Source organism: Catelliglobosispora koreensis DSM 44566, assembly GCF_000379685.1.
GTDB lineage: Bacteria > Actinomycetota > Actinomycetes > Mycobacteriales > Micromonosporaceae > Catelliglobosispora > Catelliglobosispora koreensis.
Genome location: NZ_KB903249.1, coordinates 1,232,364 through 1,251,892, shown reverse-complemented (window position 1 = coordinate 1,251,892; position 19,529 = coordinate 1,232,364). Strand labels below are relative to the sequence as shown.

20 protein-coding genes are annotated in these 19,529 nt (G+C 64.1%); 8 read left to right on the top strand and 12 right to left on the bottom strand.

Annotated features, from left to right (window positions below; translation table 11 throughout):
- Window positions 1–37: 37 nt before the first annotated feature.
- The 7 genes from A3E1_RS0105725 (at window position 38) to A3E1_RS0105695 (ending at window position 6,145) form a co-directional block, all read left to right on the top strand.
- Window positions 38–1,396, top strand: a complete 1,359-nt coding sequence (locus tag A3E1_RS0105725) for a class I adenylate-forming enzyme family protein (protein ID WP_040390341.1) — start codon at window positions 38–40, stop codon at window positions 1,394–1,396.
- Window positions 1,393–1,614, top strand: coding sequence for a hypothetical protein (locus A3E1_RS0105720; protein ID WP_020519787.1), 222 nt, complete (start codon window positions 1,393–1,395; stop codon window positions 1,612–1,614). Before A3E1_RS0105725 ends, A3E1_RS0105720 begins: the two co-directional genes overlap by 4 nt.
- 23 nt (window positions 1,615–1,637) lie before the next feature.
- On the top strand, window positions 1,638–2,705 hold the full coding sequence (locus A3E1_RS0105715; RefSeq protein ID WP_040390575.1) for a beta-ketoacyl synthase N-terminal-like domain-containing protein: 1,068 nt from the start codon (window positions 1,638–1,640) through the stop codon (window positions 2,703–2,705).
- On the top strand, window positions 2,702–3,184 hold the full coding sequence (locus tag A3E1_RS0105710) for a beta-ketoacyl synthase chain length factor (protein WP_020519785.1): 483 nt from the start codon (window positions 2,702–2,704) through the stop codon (window positions 3,182–3,184). Before A3E1_RS0105715 ends, A3E1_RS0105710 begins: the two co-directional genes overlap by 4 nt.
- A 222-nt stretch (window positions 3,185–3,406) precedes the next feature.
- Entirely contained in the window at window positions 3,407–4,450 is a 1,044-nt protein-coding gene (gene hppD / locus A3E1_RS0105705) for a 4-hydroxyphenylpyruvate dioxygenase (RefSeq protein WP_020519784.1), read from the top strand.
- On the top strand, window positions 4,443–5,345 hold the full coding sequence (locus A3E1_RS0105700) for a phytanoyl-CoA dioxygenase family protein (RefSeq protein ID WP_020519783.1): 903 nt from the start codon (window positions 4,443–4,445) through the stop codon (window positions 5,343–5,345). Before hppD ends, A3E1_RS0105700 begins: the two co-directional genes overlap by 8 nt.
- A gap of 11 nt (window positions 5,346–5,356) precedes the next feature.
- A complete protein-coding gene (locus A3E1_RS0105695) occupies window positions 5,357–6,145 on the top strand; it encodes a DUF3050 domain-containing protein (protein ID WP_020519782.1) in 789 nt (262 codons plus the stop codon).
- 51 nt (window positions 6,146–6,196) lie between these two features.
- On the opposite strand, the gene A3E1_RS0105690 is transcribed toward A3E1_RS0105695, so the two are convergent.
- Complete coding sequence (locus tag A3E1_RS0105690; protein ID WP_020519781.1) at window positions 6,197–7,450, bottom strand: condensation domain-containing protein; 1,254 nt, start codon at window positions 7,448–7,450, stop codon at window positions 6,197–6,199.
- Between the two features lie 365 nt (window positions 7,451–7,815).
- Window positions 7,816–9,153 carry a condensation domain-containing protein gene (locus tag A3E1_RS0105685; RefSeq protein ID WP_020519780.1) on the bottom strand — a complete coding sequence of 446 codons (1,338 nt, stop codon included), beginning with the start codon at window positions 9,151–9,153 and terminating at the stop codon, window positions 7,816–7,818.
- A gap of 383 nt (window positions 9,154–9,536) precedes the next feature.
- Here A3E1_RS0105685 and A3E1_RS39105 point away from each other — a divergent pair, with 383 nt between their 5' ends.
- Window positions 9,537–10,220 carry a 4'-phosphopantetheinyl transferase family protein gene (locus A3E1_RS39105; RefSeq protein WP_020519779.1) on the top strand — a complete coding sequence of 228 codons (684 nt, stop codon included), beginning with the start codon at window positions 9,537–9,539 and terminating at the stop codon, window positions 10,218–10,220.
- Here the strand turns inward: A3E1_RS39105 and A3E1_RS39100 are convergent.
- From A3E1_RS39100 to A3E1_RS0105625, 10 genes are read right to left on the bottom strand one after another with little or no spacing between them, the layout of a single operon-like run.
- Window positions 10,187–10,984: a hypothetical protein gene (locus tag A3E1_RS39100; protein ID WP_020519778.1), complete on the bottom strand. Its 798-nt coding sequence runs from the start codon at window positions 10,982–10,984 to the stop codon at window positions 10,187–10,189. The genes A3E1_RS39105 and A3E1_RS39100 overlap by 34 nt on opposite strands.
- A gap of 2 nt (window positions 10,985–10,986) precedes the next feature.
- The gene (locus A3E1_RS0105665; protein WP_020519777.1) at window positions 10,987–11,274 is read right to left on the bottom strand and encodes a phosphopantetheine-binding protein; all 288 of its coding nucleotides are present in this window, start codon (window positions 11,272–11,274) and stop codon (window positions 10,987–10,989) included.
- A gap of 14 nt (window positions 11,275–11,288) precedes the next feature.
- Complete coding sequence (locus A3E1_RS0105660; protein WP_026208122.1) at window positions 11,289–12,218, bottom strand: 3-oxoacyl-[acyl-carrier-protein] synthase III C-terminal domain-containing protein; 930 nt, start codon at window positions 12,216–12,218, stop codon at window positions 11,289–11,291.
- Window positions 12,178–13,545, bottom strand: a complete 1,368-nt coding sequence (locus tag A3E1_RS0105655; RefSeq protein ID WP_020519775.1) for a condensation domain-containing protein — start codon at window positions 13,543–13,545, stop codon at window positions 12,178–12,180. The genes A3E1_RS0105660 and A3E1_RS0105655 overlap by 41 nt, the downstream gene beginning before the upstream one ends.
- Before the next feature lie 7 nt (window positions 13,546–13,552).
- Complete coding sequence (locus tag A3E1_RS0105650) at window positions 13,553–15,184, bottom strand: class I adenylate-forming enzyme family protein (protein WP_020519774.1); 1,632 nt, start codon at window positions 15,182–15,184, stop codon at window positions 13,553–13,555.
- Between the two features lie 2 nt (window positions 15,185–15,186).
- Window positions 15,187–15,963, bottom strand: coding sequence for an SDR family NAD(P)-dependent oxidoreductase (locus A3E1_RS39095; protein ID WP_051104788.1), 777 nt, complete (start codon window positions 15,961–15,963; stop codon window positions 15,187–15,189).
- Complete coding sequence (locus A3E1_RS0105640; protein WP_020519772.1) at window positions 15,960–16,925, bottom strand: alpha-ketoacid dehydrogenase subunit beta; 966 nt, start codon at window positions 16,923–16,925, stop codon at window positions 15,960–15,962. The genes A3E1_RS39095 and A3E1_RS0105640 overlap by 4 nt, the downstream gene beginning before the upstream one ends.
- Window positions 16,925–17,890 carry a thiamine pyrophosphate-dependent dehydrogenase E1 component subunit alpha gene (locus A3E1_RS0105635; RefSeq protein ID WP_020519771.1) on the bottom strand — a complete coding sequence of 322 codons (966 nt, stop codon included), beginning with the start codon at window positions 17,888–17,890 and terminating at the stop codon, window positions 16,925–16,927. The genes A3E1_RS0105640 and A3E1_RS0105635 overlap by 1 nt, the downstream gene beginning before the upstream one ends.
- Window positions 17,883–19,136: a beta-ketoacyl-[acyl-carrier-protein] synthase family protein gene (locus A3E1_RS0105630; RefSeq protein ID WP_157631325.1), complete on the bottom strand. Its 1,254-nt coding sequence runs from the start codon at window positions 19,134–19,136 to the stop codon at window positions 17,883–17,885. Before A3E1_RS0105630 ends, A3E1_RS0105635 begins: the two co-directional genes overlap by 8 nt.
- A 2-nt stretch (window positions 19,137–19,138) precedes the next feature.
- Window positions 19,139–19,402 (bottom strand): acyl carrier protein, encoded by a 264-nt coding sequence (locus A3E1_RS0105625; RefSeq protein ID WP_020519769.1) that lies wholly within the window; start codon window positions 19,400–19,402, stop codon window positions 19,139–19,141.
- Window positions 19,403–19,529: the final 127 nt, after the last annotated feature.

Below are 19,529 nucleotides of genomic sequence, written 5' to 3'. Positions count from 1 at the left end.
CGCGGGGGATGCGTCCAATCGTAATGGCGGTAATTTTGTGAGCACTTGGGTAGACCGGACCCTTTTCGTGGGACCGGACGATGAAACCTGCCTGCATGTCGGAGCACCCATTTCGCGGGCTGAACTGCGGCGGGAAGTCGAGCAACGGCAAGCGGTCCTGGAAGGCCTGGGGGTGAGTTCCGGTGGCACCGTTGCGCTCCGGCTGCCTCCGTCACTGGCCTATGTGGCCAATTTGCTGGCCGCGTGGCGGCTCGGCGCCCAGGTGTCGCTTTTAGACCACCGCCTCACCCAATACGAAGTGGACCAGGCCCTCGCGCGCCTTGAGCCGCAAGTCGTCGTTTCCGCCGAGGGAACGCTCCCCGGCGGGCTGCGCGCGTTCTATGTGGTGACCGACGTCGCCGCGAGACGCGACAGTGGCCGCCCCTCCGAGACCGAGCACGCCGTGATCCAGCTCAGCTCGGGTTCGACCGGACCGTCCAAAGTGATCGGCCGCACCGCGTCCAACCTGATCGAAGAAATCGCGCGCTACACCAAGATTGATGGCGTGCCGCAGCCGGGCGAGCGCGTCGTGCTGATGGCTTCTGTCGTGCATGTGCTCGGGCTTGTCGGTGGCCTGCTCTACTGTCTGCACGCGGGCACGGAATTGGCTATCCCAGAGCGCCTGACGGTCGACTCGATCCTCAAACTCGTGGCCTCCAGCGACAAGCGCACCACCATGCTGGGCGTGCCGTTCCACATCGAACTGCTGGCGTCGGTGGAAAACCCGCCAGAACTGCCTCAGCTCGCCCGCATGACCACCGGTGGAGAACTCGTCCGCTCCGAGGTCTGGCAGCGCTTCACGAGCCGCTACGGCGTCCCGCTTGGCAACATGTATGGCATGACCGAGGTAGGTGTCATCGCGACCGATCTCTTCGGCGAGAACCGGCCGTCACTAATGCCCGCGCCCGGCCTCAACGTTGCCGAAGACGAAGGCGAAATTGTCATCGAGATGGCGCACTCGCCCTACCTTGGTTTGTCCGATCCCTCCCGCTGGGCTGACGGCTTCTTGCGTACCAAGGACGCCGGCACCGTGTCCGCGTCGACCGGTTTGCTCACCATTCACGGGCGGCTCGACTCACAGGTGTCGGTTGGCGGCCTGAAGGTGGACCTCACCGAGGTCGAGCACACGCTCGCGGCACTTCCGGGCGTGGAAAACGCTGTCGTGGTTTACGACAACGGAATCGAAGCCTATGCCGTCGTGCCGGACCCCACCGACGCGGCCGCCCTGGAGACGTTGCTCGCGCAGCGGCTGGCCGCCTACAAACGGCCACGGGCGATCCATGTGGTGGAGCAGTTGCCCCGTACCGCGACCGGCAAGCTGGTCCGCGCTCAGTCCGTGCTGAAGACGGCAAAATGAGCCCGGCGCGCGACGAAGTCATCACCATGCTCGCCAGCTATGGTGACCGCACACCCGAGCAGGTGCGCGAAAAGCTCGATTCCCTTGAGCTGGCTTGGCTGATCCATCAGGTGGAGCAGCGCTACAACGCGGTCCTCGACCTCGACGACGACCAGATCGTGGAAATGTCCACTGTGGACGGTGCTGTTTCTGTGCTCAGCAAGGTGCTGCCGCAGTGAGGTTACCTGTGGCGATCACCGGCATGGGGGTGGCCAGTGCTTATGGACTCGGCCCCGCGGCGCTCCTGTCCGGTGTCTTGTCTAGCAAGCCTTCGTTTGGCCCGGTCACCAGGTTTGACGTGTCAGGCCGTCGCGCGAATGCCGCGGCGGCCCTTCCCGGCTCGCCTGACCTTCGCTCCACCTTGCGCGACGTCATCGAGGCGGCCTGCGCTCAGGCGGGTCTCAGCAACCGGTCAGGAATCCCCCTGTTCCTAGCGCTGCACGGCGATCCCGAGGTCGCCCGCTCGCGCGACGCACAGCACCTGCCTGGTGCTTTCGCGGCTTCGGTCGCCAGCGCCTGCGGTTTCGCCCCAGGCCGGGTCTATACGAGTGCTTGTGTGGCGGCCTCGACCGCCGTCGCCGACGCGGCGGCCGCTATCTCCCTGGGCGATGTGTCCACTGTGGTCGTCGCGGCTGGCTACCTCGTGGAGCAGGATCAGTTCGCGCTCTTTGACGCTGGCCGGGCTCTTGCCGCTGACGGCGAGGTGCGGCCTTTCAGCCTAGGGCGCAAAGGAATCGTCATAGGAGACGGCGTGGCAGCCGTCGTGCTGTCCGCCGCGGCGGCCGAGCCACTCGCGTTCGTTCGCGGCTGGGGCCGCTCCGGGGACGCCTATCACGTTTGCCAGCCCATACCGGACGGATCCGGGATGGCACGGGCGATTTCGGCCGCACTCGGCCGGGCAGGCCTTGTGCCAGAACAGCTCGGCTATGTGAACGCGCACGGCTCTGGATCCGTGCTAAGTGATGTGGCGGAAGCACGCGGGCTCAACCTCGCCCTGGGGGCGGCTGCCGGGACAGTGCCAGTCAGCTCCACGAAGTCGTTGCACGGTCAGTCACTCGAAGCCTCCCCTCTCGTCGAGCTGGTCACGACCGTGCTCGCCCTGCGCGAGGGCATGCTTCCGGTCAACGCCGGATTCCTTGGCGCTGACCCGGATTGCGACCTGAACCTGATCGTTGACGAACCCTTAGCGGCCACCCCCGCCTACGCCTTGAGTCTCAATTCAGCTTTTGGTGGCGCCAACACCGCTCTGCTTGTCGGGACGCCGTCATGAGTCTTCTCACTCGGTCCGAGGCGACCTGGCCCCAGTCGCAAAGCGACAGCGTGCCGGCTCTCGCCGGATTCGTGGTGTCGGCCTTCAGTCCTTTGGCGGCCCACATCGCGGCCCGCTGTCTAGAACAAGTCACGGCCACCGAGCGAACCGCCGTGATAATTGTCAGTGCGACGGGCGACCTGGAAACCGCTGAAGCCACAGCGAAGGCGGTCGACGCCGGACAGCGGCCGGGGCCGCTGTTGTTCTATCAGGCCGTGCCCAACGCGGTGGCTGGATACATCGCCGCGAAGCACGGTCTGGCCGGGCCGGTGATTTGCCTTGGGCCGCAACGCCCCGGGCTTGACGAGGGACTTGCCGTCGCTGATCTGCTCATCCGCGATGGGGACGCGGATGAGGCACTGATCATTTCAGTTGAACAAGCCATGGTGCCGGGGGGAACCGGAAACGCCATAGCCGTATTGGTAAAGGGGGGTAATTGACGCAATTGCCGGCCAATTGCGTACCGATATAAATTGAAAGGGTTCAATTAGACCCGTTTCTTAACAATTGGGTGACCGGCTTGGCAAGAGTCTGAACGGGCGATTGAAGCTCAATTGATAGCTGGATAGATTTAGAATGATCGAAATTAATTTGGGGCATCACTCTCGACCGCTTTTGCCCAAAATCGGAACCGAGAAGAATCGACGGATAGGCAGGTTCAGATGAAAATACTCGGGGTTGATCACCTAGAGTTTTACGTCGGCGATGCCCGTCAGACGGCCTACTTCCTTTGCACCGCATTCGGGTTCCGGATCCGTGGCCAAGGCGGGCCACAGACCGGCTTACCCGGCCAGCGCTCGCTGCTGCTGCAGCACGGTGACGTTCACCTGCTGCTGACCTCGGGCCTGGTGCCGGATCATCCGGCGACGGAATATGTAGGCCGCCATGGTGACGGCGTCGCCGTAATCGCCCTGTCCACAGACGACGCACAGGGCGCGTACGCCGAGCTTGTCCGCAAAGGCGCGACAGGACTTGGCAACGGCTATGTCTCCGGCTTCGGTGACGTTATCCACCGGCTGGTGCAACGGGGAACTGAAACGGGGTTCACGCTTCCTGGCATCGAACTGCAGGAAAACCAGGAACGTGATGACGCACTCCTTGAAGTGATTGACCACCTGGCGATCTGCGTGCCTGCTGGCGATCTGACCGCGACATCCAAGTACTACCAGGATGTCTTTGGTTTCAACGAGATCTTCGAGGAGTACATCGAGGTTGGCGGTCAGGGTATGGACTCCAAAGTGGTCCAGAGCCCAGACCGGGAAGTTACCTTCACCCTTATCGAACCGGATCCGGCGCGCCGCCCCGGCCAAATCGATGACTTCCTGGACTGGCACGCGGGCGCTGGTGTGCAGCACATCGCCTTCCGGACCTCGGACATCATCGCTGCGGTCAGCACCTTCTCCCAGCGCGGAGTGGGGTTCCTCAGCACGCCATCCAGCTACTACGACGCGCTTTCCGAGCGCCTCACCCCGGTCGATGTGCCGATCGAGGCGCTGCGCAAGCACGCCGTCCTAGTGGACGAGGACCACTGGGGGCAGATGTACCAAATCTTTACCCAGTCCATGCACATCCGGCGCACGCTGTTCCTCGAACTCATCGAAAGGCATGGCGCACTTACGTTCGGGACGAAGAACATCAAGGCGCTGTACGAAGCGAAAGAGCGTGAACTGGCTGCGGCCGACACAGCAGGAGGCAACGATGCTTGAGAAGCTGACCGATGAGGAGCGTGAACTGCTCCCCTCCGATGAGGACGTCGCCTTCTACGCCGAACACGGCTGGTATTTATCCAAGAAACTATTCACCGATGCCGAAGTCGACGAGCTGGTAGCTTCCAGCGAGCGCTACTACGACGGCGAACGCGATCGCACGCTACCGGTACGCCCGCCCCGCCTGGCCTACTGGGAGCCCGCGAATGGGCCGGTCCAGCGGCACAACGATTACGTGCATTACGAAAGCGACGCGCTGGCCCGCCTGCTGCGTAAGCCACTGATCGGAGCGGTCGCGGCCAGGCTCGCCGAAGCGAGCGAGATTCGCATCTTCCAGTCCACGCTGATTCTCAAGCCACCAAAGCCCGATGAGCCGACCAACATCGTGCCGTGGCACTTTGACCGGCACTACTGGGCCTCGTGCACCTCTGAGCGGATGCTGACCGCCTTCATTCCTTTCCACGACTGTGGTGAGGAGATGGGCACCATCACGATGGTGGACGGCAGTCACCTGTGGAAGGAAATCGGCAACGATGACACCACGGTGCGGCACTTCGCCGACCGCGACAACGAGGACCTGGAAGTCAAGCTCACCGTCAACGCCGAATATAACAACGCGGTCGTCAAAAAGGTCCCGATGATCATTCCCAAGGGACACATGAGTTTCCACCACTGCCGCACCTATCACGGCAGCGCTGGAAACCGCAGCGACCGGCCGCGCCGCGCCGTTTCCCTGCACCTGCAGGACGGCGCGAACCAGTTCCGTCACTACGAACTCAGCGACGGAAGTTCCGTTTCCTACAACCACGACGTGCTGGTCCGGAAGACCTCGGACGGGCGTCCCGATTATGCCGACCCCACCTACTGCCCAGTGATCTGGTCTGAAGCTGTCTAAGGAGTTATTGGATGTCTACTCGTTATGACTGGGGCCAGACGCACCCCGGCATCGAGCGCCTCAAGGCCGCGATCGACGCCGAACGCACCGCAGTCGTCAGCCACCCGCTCTATGCGAACCTCGACACCCACGCGGCCATCACGACCTTCATGGAGCACCACGTCTTCGCGGTGTGGGACTTCATGTCCTTGCTGAAGTCGTTGCAGCGCAACCTCACCTGCGTCGAGCTGCCGTGGATTCCGACGGGCCCTACGGGCAGCCGCCGGCTCATCAACGACATCACGCTCGTTGAGGAGAGCGACCTGCTCGGCGGGGGCTTCATTAGCCACTTCGAGCTTTATGTCAACGGTATGGACGAGGCGGGCGCCGACTCCACCGTCATCAAGGAGTTCATTGACCTGCTCCGGGTGAAGACGCCCGTGCGCGACGCGCTGGTGCAGGCTGGCGTGCCGCAGGTATCGGCCGATTTCGTACGCACGACTTGGGGTTTCATTGAGACCCTGCCCGTGCACGCGCAGGCCGCAGCGTTCGCCTTCGGGCGCGAAGACCTCATCCCCGACATGTTCACGCAAGTGGTGAAGGTGAACAAAGAGGGCGGCAAGCTCGACACGTTCGTGGACTACCTCGAGCGGCACATCGAGGTTGACGGCGAAGAGCACACCCCGATGGCGATGCAGATGCTCGCTGATCTGTGTGGCGACGATGACGTCAAGTGGCAGGAAGCGGCCGACACGGTGAACGCGGCGCTCGCGGCCCGTCAGCGGCTGTGGAGTGGCATTCTCGCGGCTATCAAGGCCTAAGCGATAGATCCAGCGAAGAGCCCTCCCGCCTTCTGGTGGGAGGGCTTCTTGTTAAAGGCCGAGTGCCTCGGTGAGCGTCGCCTGGAGCGACGCGAGGAAGACTTCAATTTCCTCTTTGCCATAGCCGGGGCGGTTGGTGCGCACCACCAGGTCCACGGACGTTATCGCGCGGACAATGAGGTAGAAGCCCGGACCGGTCGCGCGCGCGGGCTCGAACCACTCCACATGCGACGGCACGAGGACGTCGGCAGAAGGGAAGCCGGGCTTCGCGATCATCGGGTTGAAGTAGTGCCCGGGATCGCCGCCGCCAGCCTCGAACTCGTCACGCATGCCGACGGTGACATTGGCGCGGCACAAGCCGTATTTGAGGGCGTTGAAGGCTTTCCAGTGCGTCCGCTGCACCACCTCGGTGAGCGGCTCGTCGTCGCCAAACTCCAGCAGCAGTGGCACCCACTGGTTCAAAGAGGACACGAGCGTCTTGGTTTCGGCGTCGAACCGGTTGTTGCTCATGGGATAGAGCAGGTGCTTCGGTTTGCCGGTGACCTCGCGCAGGCCGCGGTAATACGCCGCCAAGATGAGACTGGCTAGCGTCACGTCAAGCTTGTCGGCGCCCTCGTGGGCCAGTGGCGTGGGAATGCCCGTGTGCAGAATCCCGCCAACGCGCTCAGCACTCTTTTCAGCACCGGTGAGTCGCGGCGCCGCGTCAAGCGTCTTGCGCCACAAGCGCTCAGCCGAGCGGATCCGGCTCGCCCCTTCGCCCTCGTTCTGGCGGATAGCCAGTTCGATCGGGGTCGGCGCGGGCTCGAGTGACGCGCCATCGCCAGCGAGGAAGACCTTCAATTCATCTTGCATGATCCGGGCGCCAACGCCGTCGGCGGCCATGTGGTTGAGCGTCACGATCGCGTGAGCAGGCACGCCGCCGTCGGTGAGGATCCAGACACGCCACGGCATTGCGGCCGTAACATCAATGTTCGTACGGTATTCGCTGTCGACCAGCGCGTCGCGTTCAGACACGTCCGCTGTCCCCCGCCGGACCGACTCCATCGCGCTCGTGGCGTCGTGCGAGGTCACCTGCTGGCGGAATTCCCCGTCGCCGCTGTCGAGATAAGTTGTCCGAAGCGATTCGTGGCGCATCGCCAAAGCGGTGAAGGCATCCCACACCTCTTCTTCGGTGTGGCCGGGCGGAAGATCCCACACGAAGGGGACCAGATTCGCTTCCCAGCGCCGTTCCGGTGGCATCTTTTGAACGTCCACCCAAACCGAGAGCTGGCCGAGCGTCATCGGATATGACGTGTCATCCGTCATGGAAATCCTTTTTGAGGTCAACGTGAGCCGCAGGCGGCGATGCATCTTATCCGGAGGACCGCCTGCGGCTTGGTTCAGCCGCGCACGCCCGGATTAGCTGGACTTAATGGCGCGAGAGGAAACGGCGCGCGAAGAAACGGCGCGCGACTTGATACCGCGCGAGGAAACGGCGCGAGAGGAAACAGCCTTCATATTCACCTCCTTGGCGTGCGAACGGTTTGCCGGCATCCGGACTTGTCCAAAGACGACCGTCTGCGAACATCGCAAACCAGCGCATCTAAATCGATGGCTGAAATGAGCATCACGCTCACGTCGGCTTGTGTCAAGCTTGCCCGGACGTCGCTAATTAGTGCGCTAGTTGACAACTATTTGTCGCCGAAAGCGCCGTGTATCAAAGATGTTTCCAGACCTCGCATGCACGCCTCCATGTCGGCAGGTGAGAGCCGCTGCGTGTCGCCGATCAGGGTGTAGTCGAGGACGTCAGGCACTCCGTTGACAAGAAGAAACGCGACAGCGCTCGGATTGTCGCTTGGGGGCTCCCATTGCAGTTTGCTTTCTGCAAGTGCGGCGATGACTTCTTCTTTGGTAGCGACTTGTGTTATCTCGACCCCCGCCGCCATAGAGCGGCGCCGGTCGTTGTAGTAGCAGCGCATTTCGGGCTCGCTCCCACGCTCCTGCCCGACCTTCGCGATCAGCTTCCAGAGCTCACGCGGGTCATAGTAGGCATGTGTGCCGGCCGCCACCTGGCTGCGAAAGGCGCTGTCGACTACGAGATCGAAGTTTTCCTGCTCGGTTTCCACGACACAAAGGGCGCTTTGCGCGACCGAACTCACCGAATCCTTGAGGCCCGGCCGGAACCGGTTGCTCACCAGAATCCGGATGACGCTGGTGTTCACCCCGGTAACGTCGGCCAGGGCCTTGGCGTAGGCCGCCAGAATGACCGTTCCGGTGTGGACTTTAGTCCGCTGCGCGATGACTTCCATCGCGAGGAAGGCCGCGCGCGAAGTGAAGGTTGCGCGCCACCAGCGGGGCGACTGCGGTTGCGGCTGCTGGGGAAACTGGGTGAGCGGAATGGTTCGCAGCTGCTGCTCCCAGTGGCGCAACGAGGCCGCTCCTTGCCGCAACGCGTTGGGAGTGCGTTGTTTCGCGACCTGGTCCCGGGGCTGAAGGCCGGGCACCGGGGCGAGCTGACGGCCCGTTTCTTTGTCCATATTAGGCAAATCGGCGATCAGCGCTTCAAAGCCGTAGGCGTCAATGACGAAATGGTTATAGAGCGCCACGAAATGCGCTGGGACACCGTCTTTGCGCACGATCGCCCAGCGCACTGGCCAACCGTGTTCTAGTTCCCAGCCCTGCGCCTCATAGCGGTCGTTGATTTCCTTCGCGAGATCCGCCGGGTCTTCGCCTTCGCCCGCGTCGTAGACCTCGATATCGAGTTCACCGGACTCATGCACGACCTGGCGTGGCACACCGTCTTCGAAACGCAATGTCGTGCGCAGCGTTTCGTGCCTGCTCATGATGAAGCTCAGCAGATATGCCAGTTCTTGCTCGGTAGTTCCTGCCGCCAGCGGCATCATGCCACCGGCTGAAAGCACCCGGCCTTTGTCGGCTTGGATCGCACCCCACTGCGCCCACTGACCCCAGCTCAGCTCTTCTTCTCCGGAGCCTTCGCCTTTGAATTCCACCCGGATTCGCTGCACCATCGCCGAACGATCTCCTTTTACGCCAAGCCCTCCGGGCGGCTGGAAGCCTAGGACCCAGCCGCCCGGAGGTTCATTCAACCGTTGTCATCAGAGCTGGGCTTCTGCCCGCCTCGCGAGCCGGGCCAGCTTGAGCTGGCTGGCGCTACGCAACGAAACCGCGTCCTTCATAAGGGCACCTCCTCCCCACCATTGGGCTGGATGGAGGCCTGGCGTCACTGAGACAAAAAGGTGCCATCCGCTCAGCACCATCAGGCCTTCCCCCAGCGGCGGCACTTGAGCCGAGAGTAACGGTTTCGATCGCCAGACGAAAGAGCGTCGATATTGATCCACTCAAGTATCGGAAATCGTTGCTAGGCTTTGGGCTATGGCAGGCAGTAACGAAAATGAGCATTGATGCCGTAAAGGTATGGCTAATCAACACACTTGTTCCGCAGCCGGAACTAGCGGTGCTATCGGCATTTCTCGACGGCGCGGAAATCAAGCGCCGCAACGGTCTTCGCGACGCCAGTGACCAGCGAAGCTATGCGGTGACTCATGCCGCGGCACGGCTCATCGCCGCGGCCGAGCTTGGTGTTGCCCCACAGGACGTCCAGTGGACGTATAGCGCCAACGGGAAGCCGTCACTGGAGGGTGCGCAGATTAGCCTTTCACACTCCGGTGAACTGAGCCTGGTCGCGATCGCACAGAGCAGGTCTGTTGGTGTGGACCTGCAGGAAGTGCTGCCATCCTTGGACACTCTGGGCATGGCGGCGCGCTTCTTCCTGCCCGGGGAGGCCGAATCCATTGCCACGTCAGCGGATCACGCCGCCACTTTCGCGTCTCTGTGGGCACGCAAGGAAGCTGTCATCAAAGCGCACGGCGGGCGGCTCATGCAGGGGCTAAGGATTCCCGTGCAAGGCCGCCGTGAGATGGTGACCAGCTACCCGGGCGCGGCCGCACATCGAGTCACTGATGTCGAGGCACCTCAAGGCTTCCGGGCAGCCGTGGCACTGGCAGGGGCAGAGCCCTTTGAAGTCGTCTCCCAGCTTTGGGATCAGCGCACCGCGATCTCCGCCGTGGACAGATAGCGCAACTGCGGATCGAAGTCAGCCACCACGAAATCTCCAGGCTCGTGGCCGCTGATTACCCCGGCTAGCTCCCACCAAACACCCGTGTAGGGCTGGCCATCCGGGGCGAGACGGTCCACAACGGACGCTTCGACCGCCCGGCCGGCGATGGTTTTGCCCGTCGCTGTCAGCACAGGGGTGCTGTTGGGACGGTTGACGATCCGGCCCACCTCGGCGACGGGATCGGGTCCACACAGGAGGGCGACGGCGGCGTGAGCCGCCGGCAGCTCGGAGGCCGTGTCATAGGGAAGGTCTGCTTGCTCCACAACGAGGAGCAGGCCGCGTGGGCAGCCACCGGTTCTGGCGTATTCGCGGACGAGACGCAACCCGGTGAAGGCCGCCGCGCTCCCCTGGTCAGTCACGGCGAACGCCAGCGGATTTCCCGGGCACACATAACTGAGGTAGGTCGCGGTGGCCCGCCCGGGCGCGATGTCGGGCACGGCATAGGCCAGCACGAGCACGTCGACTTGCTCACCGGGCGCGACGACTTGCCGGATAAGGGCTTCGGCCATCTCCCCGTAGGACTGGCCCCGCCCTTCGAACGCACCGAGGCTCATGCCAAACGCGGCCAGCATGTCACCGGTGTATTCCCGGAACCGTCCATTGTGGGCGTCGTTATGCGACAGTTGCGTCGGCTCGGCGAACAGTTGCCGTGCGGCCCGCCGGATTCCCCACGTTCCCTGCTCGAGAACGGTTCCAGGAGCGGCTGGCCGCGTCGCGTACATGCTCACTCTTCCTCGATGAGGTTCCCGGCGACGTATGTGGCCAGAGTCCCCACCGTGTCAAAGTCCTCCCGGTTCATGTCTTCCACGCTGATCTCCCGCTCCAGCACCTCTTCTAGCTCAAGCACGAGCTCCAGCGCCGTTGTCGAGCTCATGCCCAGGTCGTGCATGAGGTTCATCTCTTCGGTCGGCGTGCTCACCTCCCGCTTCAGCACCCGGGGCAACAGCGTGAAGATGTGCTCCACCACCTGCGAGCGCAGGGCCGGGTCAACCGGTGCGGCAACTTCGGACATAGCTTGTACTCCCTCTAGTGCTCGAAAACCATCGCCGAGAAGGTGGCTCCCCGTCCGGCTCCCGCCGCCGCCACCACGTATCTGTCCCCCGGCGTTAGCATGCCGCCAGCGACGGCGGTTTGGTAGTTGATAAAGGCATCCGCGCAAAACACGTGCCCGTTGGTGGCCACGTGTTCGAGTATGACCCGGTCGAGCGGGAATTTTATGCGCCTGCTCACCCGCTGCCACGCCACGACATTGACGTTGTGTGGCAAGACGATCCTGATGTCCTCGACGCTTAGCCCGGCCTCGGCGATCGCGGCGAGCACAGCGTCGGCTAGCGAATCGGCGTAGGCGCTCTGGAATTCGCCTGCGACCTCCTCCAGCTCACCGTCGAACTCACCGCGCAGCATCGCGGCGTAGGACAGCATGCGGTCGCGTGGGCCGGTGTCGCGTACCAGGCAGGCGGACGCACCCTCACCGAAGAACGAGGTTTCCGGGATCATCTGTGACTCACCCGTGAACGCCTTCTCGCCCGCGAGCACCAGCGCCATAGCGTCTGGGTCGCCGTCGGCCGATAGCAGGCGGCCCGCCAGGTCCAGAGCCTGCAGTCCCGAGGAGCAGGCCTGGTGGCTAATGGCGAAGGCTTCCGCGTTGGTGAGCCCGAACTCTTGGCACACCTCATGAACCGGGTTCATGGGAAACGGGACCACAACCGGGAAGGTCCGTGGGTGAATCACGTAACGGACCAGATGTTCCTGTCCTTTGAGGGCGTCCAGTCGCGACAGTGCGCCGCGCAGCAGATCCATCAGTGTGCCTTGCGGATCGCGCCGCACGTTGCCCAGCTTGTGATAGCGCCGGAAGACTTTTATCTGCATATCGGTCAAGCCGAACTTCGGCGCGAAGGTCTCGATCGGCACCTGCTCACCGGGCAAGTAGCTGGCGACGGCCACTAAGGCGGTCATGCGGCACCCCTCCCGGCAACAGATCGAACGCCGCTTCTACGGCGACCTCTTCCATTCCACGCAACAGCGACTCAGCGACGCTGGGCGAGATGAAATGGGTATCCATGAATATCACAACATTCATCGCGCCCGGGGCATCGTCCACATGGAGGATGAGCGGCTCGAACGGATCGTCTTGTTTGATGGTCCAGTCGAGCTGTCCCTTGCCGAAGACATCAAGGATTTGCTGCCGCTCGGGCACCGGTCCAGGAAAGCCCTGACGCGTTTCGGCCCGGCGATCGTTGAAGTACGCGCCCGGTTCGAACTCCTGTCCCCGGATCGCTTTCACCTGTTCTATGAGGGCCGTCATGTCAGCGGGGTCGTAGTAGGCGTGCTTGTACGCTGTCATCGTCACCCGGCCGCTTTGCTCCAGGACCTCGCTGAAACTCAGCCCCGCCACACCGATCTCACAGATCCCGTACTGGGCGACCATCGCCACCACGCTGGACAGTCCCGGCCGGAACCGGTTGCTTACCATGGGCCGCAACGCCACCGGGCTGATCTGGCTGGCGCGGTGAATGGCCAGTGCGGCCACCGCCAGCAGCACCTGTGCCGAGTCCACCCGGGACAGTTCGCTGATCGTGTGCACCGCGAGCCGCAGCGCCGGGGTGCGAAAGTCGCCGCGCCAGTGCCGTGGTCGCGGCTTGTCCGCCGTTTCGCCGAAACGCAGGGGCGGCACGGCCATTAGGGTTCGTTCCCAGTGCCGCAGCGCCGCGGTGTTTTGCCGTTGCCCGGCCGGCGTTTCCTGCCAGTGCGCTTGTTCCAGCGGCTGCGCGGTCGTCAGCGGTTCGGCGTTGAACGTGGCGCAATCGGCCAGCATGAAGCCGGTGCCCAGCCCGTCGGACACCAGATGGCACATGATGGCAATCAGGTGCGTCGCCGTGCCCTCGTGCACGACGACTCCCATGCGCACCGGCCAGTCACGCTCAAAGTCAAAGGCAGCGTTCTGATAGCGAAGGCGAATCGACTCGGCGAAGGCGTCGCCTTCGTCAGATTCGAACACTTCCAGATCGATTACCCCTGAGGCGAAGACGACTTGGCTCGGCTCGCCGCTGTCGTCCAGGCGCAAGCGCGTCCGCATGGGCTGAAACCGGCCCATGAGGTAGCGTAATTGGTCAACCGCGGTGTCCACTGTGGATCCGGCGGGCAGCCGGGTCCATCCGCCCATGGGCAGCCAGCTCAGCTGACGGCACATGGCTAGCCAAATATCTTTCTGGCCCCAGGAAAGCGGTCCTTCCCCGGAGCCAGCGCCGTCAAAGGTGACGGGCACCTGTGTTGCCTGGGCCATAACGCTTTCAGCTCGCGACCATCTCGGCCAGGTGCCGCTGGCGCATCAGGAACTTGCGCACCTTGCCGGTCGGCCCGAGGATGAGCCGGTCGTCGGGCACCACGATGACCTGGCGCAGGGTGGCCGCCGCCGCTTCGGTAAGGCAGGCGCGCACGGCTTCGGTGTAGTCGGCTGACGGATCGGCACCGGTGTGCAGGTTGAGCAGAATGTCGGTCACCACTTGGCCATCGGCGTCAGCGGAAACGACCGTGCAGTCGTGCACTTCCGGGATCGTGCGCAGAATCCGCTCTTCGGTCATGGCTGTGTAGAGGAAGTTTCCGTTGCCGAGGTCGATCGCGTCGACGGCCCGGTCCACATGGTAGAAGTAGCCTTCCTCATCGCGGTAAAGCAAGTCGCCCGTGAGGTAGTAGCCACCGAGCCGGTTGCGGTAGGTCTGCACCGAGTCGTTCCAGTAGCCCGGGGCGAGGGTCGGCGCTTTGAGCCCGAAGTGGCCTACTTCCCCGACCGGAACTTCCTTACCCGTCTTGACATCCAGCAAGGCGACCTCGGCGAACACGTGCGGAACGCCAACGCAGCGGCCGTAGCGGTTCGTGTCGGGGCGGTGGGTGATGTGGAAGGCGGAATGCCCCATCTCCGTCGAGCCGAGCCCGTCGACGAAATGCGATCCCGGCTGGCGTTTGATTCCTTCGCGGGTCACCACATCACGGGAGCCCGCGGCCACCAGGTGCCTGATGTGCGGCTCGTGCGCGCAGTCACCGGTGTTGAACCACAACGCCACCGAGTCCATCTCGTGCTTGCTGAGGTCGAAACGCGCCAGCTCGGCCCACGTCACCGCGAACCCGAAGACTCCCGTCGGCTTCCACCGCTCGATCGCCGCGATCACCGCCGCGCCATCGTTTTGCTGCGACAGGAACAACAGCTGCGAACGGTTGGACAACGCGTGGTTGAGCGTCATGATGCCGGCCGCGTGTGGGGCGGGCAGGGCGCTCATAATCCGGTCGGTGCCTTGCGCCTTGGGGCCGTTGAGGCGAATGCGGCGGGTCGCGGCGAACAGGCTGCTGTGGGAGTGCACGACACCGGTGGGCATTCTCGTCGTACCAGATGAATGGGTAATGGCAATGGGGTCATCACCGTGGTGCTTGTAGGGCGTGGGCGCCTTGGCCGGGTCGCCCGTGCCGGTGTCACTGATGTCGACGGCCAGGAATGGCACGCCAAAGTCATGCCCGGCAAGGCGTTCGCGGTGCGCGGCATCGGCGAGCACGCCAACTCCCTTGAGCCGGCGGATGTACTCGGCCGCGATGTCACCGGGAATGTTGGGGTTCATGAACGCCGGAATGGCACCGAGCCACGTCAGGCCAAGGAAGTTCAGGAAGAGATCGGCGGCCGACGAGACGTAGATGGCGACCGGGTCACGGGAACGGATGCCCCGTTCGTAAAGCCACGCTGCCCGTGCCGCGGCGCGTTCCCGCAACTGTCCCAGCGTCAGCTCTTGGAAAGCGGGGATCCCGTCGACGTCGGTGTCGAAGGCCACGCCCGGACCGTCCAATGGCGCACCATGCTCGATGAGCTTGTGCATCACATTTCCCGCCCCGACTTCGGGATCGGCAGCCAGCGCTGCCCTGATGCTCATCGCACCCATTGTCATCTCTCCTTTGGTGCCAGAAAAGGCCGAAGCTCCACCGCGGAGCCATCGGGCAACAGGGTCGTGGGAACAGCGGGGAACGTGAAGGGAGCCGCGGGGCGCCCGGGCACGAGCGTCCACACCTCCCCGGTTCCCGCTTTGGTCAGGACGGTCTGGAAGGCGTCGGCGACGTCGTCCGGGGTGAGCAGGGGGAATCCCTGCTTGCGCATGAGTTTCTTGCTGATGCCCAGGATCGCCGTGTCGGTGAAGCCGGGGCATAGCGCGTTGATGCTGATGCCCCGCTGCGCCAGGGCTCCCGCCATCGCCCGCACGTAGGCCAGGACAGCGCTCTTGCCCATCGCGTAGACCGGGTTGGCTTGTTCCGGGCCGAGGCCGGCCAGCGAAGCGGTGACCACAATGGACCCGCCGTCGCTCATCGCGGGCAGCGCGGCGTCGATGCCGAAGACGACACCGTCCACATTGATCCCGTTGATCTGGCGGTAGAGCGCGACGTCCAGTGGCATATCCGGGGACTGCTCCGAGCGGACGCCAGCGTTCAGCACGAGGAGATCGAGGTGGCCGAACGCTTCTAGCGCCTGGGCCACCATCGCCCGGTTGTCCTCCAGACGGCTGACGTCGGCGGTCACCGCGATGCCTCCCGTGCTGGAAGCCACCTCCTGGGCCGCCTCACCGTTCACATCGGCGACGACCATCTGGTATCCCAGGGACGCTAACCGCGTGCATACAGCGGCCCCTATACCGCCGCCTGCCCCCGTCACGAGCGCTACCTGACTCATTTGGCCACTTCCTCCACCGCTGCCCGCAGTTGAGCTCTGGTCGGCTGCACAGCGAGGTCTAGCGACCGGGCGAACGGGAGCACCGCGCCGTCGGGCCGGGTCACCCGCTTCGGCGGGGCAGCCAAGGTCATCTGCTCCACCATGGTCGCGATGATCTCGGCACCGATGCCACAGGTGCGGTTGGAGTCATCGATGACAACCAGGCGCCGTGTGCGTTCCAGCGATGCTGTCAAACCGGCCCAGTCAAAGGGATACAGCGAGCGCGGGTCGAACACTTCTACCGAGATGTTCCCCGCGAGTTCGTCAGCCACGGCGATGGCTTCGTGCACCAGATGCCCAACGGCGACAACGGTGACGTCATCTCCGCTGCGGTGCACGCGGCCCGATCCGAGCGGCACCGGGGCGAGCTGTCCAAAGTCGACATCCTCCCGGCGGCTCACCGCCCCGGCCGGAGCGAACATGATGACGGGGTCGTCATCGCGGATCGCCGTGACGAGAAGGCCGTAGGCGTCCGTGGGCGTCGCGGGCACGACTGTCTTGATGCCGACGTGGGCGAACAAGCTGTAGGGGTGATCGGAGTGCTGTCCGGCCCAGCCCACCCGGGACCCGGAACTTGGCAGCAAGTAGGTCACTGGGACCTTCGCCTGCCCACCGGTCATCAGCGAGAACTTGTGCGCCTGGTTGGCGATTTGCTCAAACACGAGGAAGAGCAGTGACGGGATCTGAAACTCGATCACCGGCCGTTGCCCGGCAAGCGCCGCCCCGGTCGCGAAACTGGTGAACGCTTGCTCCGAGATCGGCATGTCCACCACGCGTTCGGGGCCGAACTTCTTGACCAGCCCCGTCGTCACATTGCTGACCGCGACCCGGATGTCCTCGCCGAACACGCAGACGGCCGGATCGCGTTCCATTTCGCTTGCCAGCGCCCGGTTCAGAGCCTTGAGGTAGGACAGGATCGGCATCAGGCCACCCCCGCCCGCGCGCGCATGCCGTCGGCGTAGAGATAGTCGAGAGCTTCGTGCTCGTCTGGTTCAGGACTCTCCAAAGCGAACCGCACCGCCTCTTCGAGCAGGATCTCGATCTCGTCGTCGATGCCTGCCCGCAAGTCGGCCGGCAACCGGGAACCCTGAATCTCCATGGGGTCTCGCGTGCTGCCCGCGACCACTTCCTCGTCGGTGCGGTAACGCGGCCGCGCGGCGTGCTCCCAGGTGTGGTGCGCGTCGAAACGGTAGGTCAGGCACTCGACAAAGGACGGTCCGCCACCGGAACGGGCCAGGTCAACCGCGGCACGGGCCGCGTCTAGGACCGTTACGGGGTCCATGCCGTCCACGGTGCGCGCCGGGATGCCAAAAGCTTCAGCGCGGCCGGTGATGCTTCCGGCCACGGCTTCCTCGGTGCGCATCGTGGTGGCGAAGCCGTTGTTCTCACACACGAAAATGACGGGAATCTTCCACAGGGACGCCAAATTGAACGTCTCCAGCAGCACACCCTGGCTGACCGCTCCATCGCCGAAGAACGTCACCACGACCTTGTCCTGACCGGCACGCTGCGCGGCCCAGGCCGCCCCGGTGGCGATCGCCCCAGCCGCGCCAACGATGGCGTTGGCACCGAGGATGCCGATGCTGAAGTCAGCCGCGTGCATGGAACCGCCACGGCCCCGGTTGAGACCGGTGCTGCGTCCCGCTAGTTCAGCGAGCATGCGGGAAGGGTCGGCGCCCTTGGCGAGCACGTGCCCGTGCCCACGGTGCGTACTGGTAATGAGGTCCCCCGGCCGCAACGCGGCACAGAACCCCACCGCTATGGCTTCCTGCCCGATATACGGATGGATGCCACCGACGATGACCCCTGAACGCACGAGCTCGATGGCCCGCTCCTCGAACCGGCGGATGAGCCTGACCGCACGGTAAAGCGCTGCCGCGTCAGACATGGCGCTGGTATTCCGATCCCGGCTGGCCGAAGACCAGGGTCACGTTGTGCCCGCCGAAACCGAACGAGTTCGACAGCACGAATCCGGTGCTCGTGGGCTGCCCGCCTTTGCCGACGTGCTCCACCGCGCACTCTGGGTCTGGATCGTCGAGGTTGTGCGTTGGCGGCAGCAGACCACGCCGCAACGCGTAGATACTCACGGCTGCTTCGATGACGCCTGAGGCGCCAAGCATGTGCCCGGTGACGCCCTTGGTGGAGCTCACCGGTGGCGTGCTCTCGCCGAAGACGCGCCGGATCGCTTGCGACTCAGCGATATCGCCCAGTTTGGTGCTGGTCGCGTGAGCGTTGACGTAACCGATGTCGTCCGTGGTGATCCCCGCGTCAGCGAGGGCGAGCTGCATGCACTTGCCCGTGGCGGAACCGTCGGGCCGTGGCGTCGTCGGGTGGTGTGCGTCGTTTGTCGCGCCCCAGCCCACGAGATCGGCGTACCGCTTGGCCCGCCGGGCCTGCGCGAACTCGGCCCGCTCAAGCACGAACACGCCAGCGCCCTCACCGAGCACCAAACCGTTGCGGCGCTTGTCAAAGGGACGGCTGGCTTCTGACGGTTCAGCCCACCCGCGGGCGAGCGTGCGGGCATTGCCGAACGTCTCGGCCAGCGTCGGGAAGAGCGGGGCCTCGCTGCACCCAGCCACCACCACATCGGCTTCGTTGGCACGCAACAGGCGTACCGCCTCGCCGATCGACTGGGCTCCCGCGGCACAGGCCGTGCCGATGGAAGAGCTGTAGCCCTGAATGCCGTATTTGATAGCCACTCGGGCGGCGCCCATGTTGGGCAGCATGCCCGGCAGCAGATACGGGCTCACGCCAAGGCGGCCCTTTTGCGTCCGGATAACGACTTGATTCTCAAGTGTCGCCAACCCGCCAGTGCCGGAAACGATGACGGCGATCCGATAGGGATCGACGTCGCGCCCCACTTCGATGCCCGCTTCGGCCAGCGCGTCGCCGGCCGCGTGCAGCGCCATCACGATGTAGCGGTCGATAACCCGCGTTTCGGGTGCTGGCAGCAGCGAAACCGGGTCGATTGGGGGCGAAAACGCCGCCACCTCAATCGATCCCGCCACCGGGTGGTCTTCTGCCGGGCGGCTGATTCCGGACCGGCCTTCGATCATCGCGTCGAAAACCCCGGCCGCACTGTTCCCGACCGAGGTCACCACCCCGATGCCGGTTACGGCCACACTTGCTGGCACGGTTAAAGGCCTGCCGACGCCGGCTCGATACGTGCCGCGACCGCTGCGCAGAACTCCCCGACCGTCATCGCGGCAAGCTGCTCCGCCTCGTCGTCGTTGAACTTCACGCCGTATTTGTCTTCGACGCGGACCGCGAGCTCGGCCAGCGCCAGTGACTCCAGATCGGCACCGGCCGGGCCGAGAGCTGTGTCATCGTCGATGTCATCGATGCTGTAGTTCATCTCGACAAGTGAATCGAGCACGAACTGGCGGATCTCATCGGTCATCGGTGTGGCTTCCCTTCGCAAGACATGGTGCGCGGCCGGGTCGCCAAGAGACCAGGACGCGGGGGTGCATGGAATACGTGAGATGAAGTCAGCGTCTGTCATCGTCCTATTCGGACGGCTACCCCCG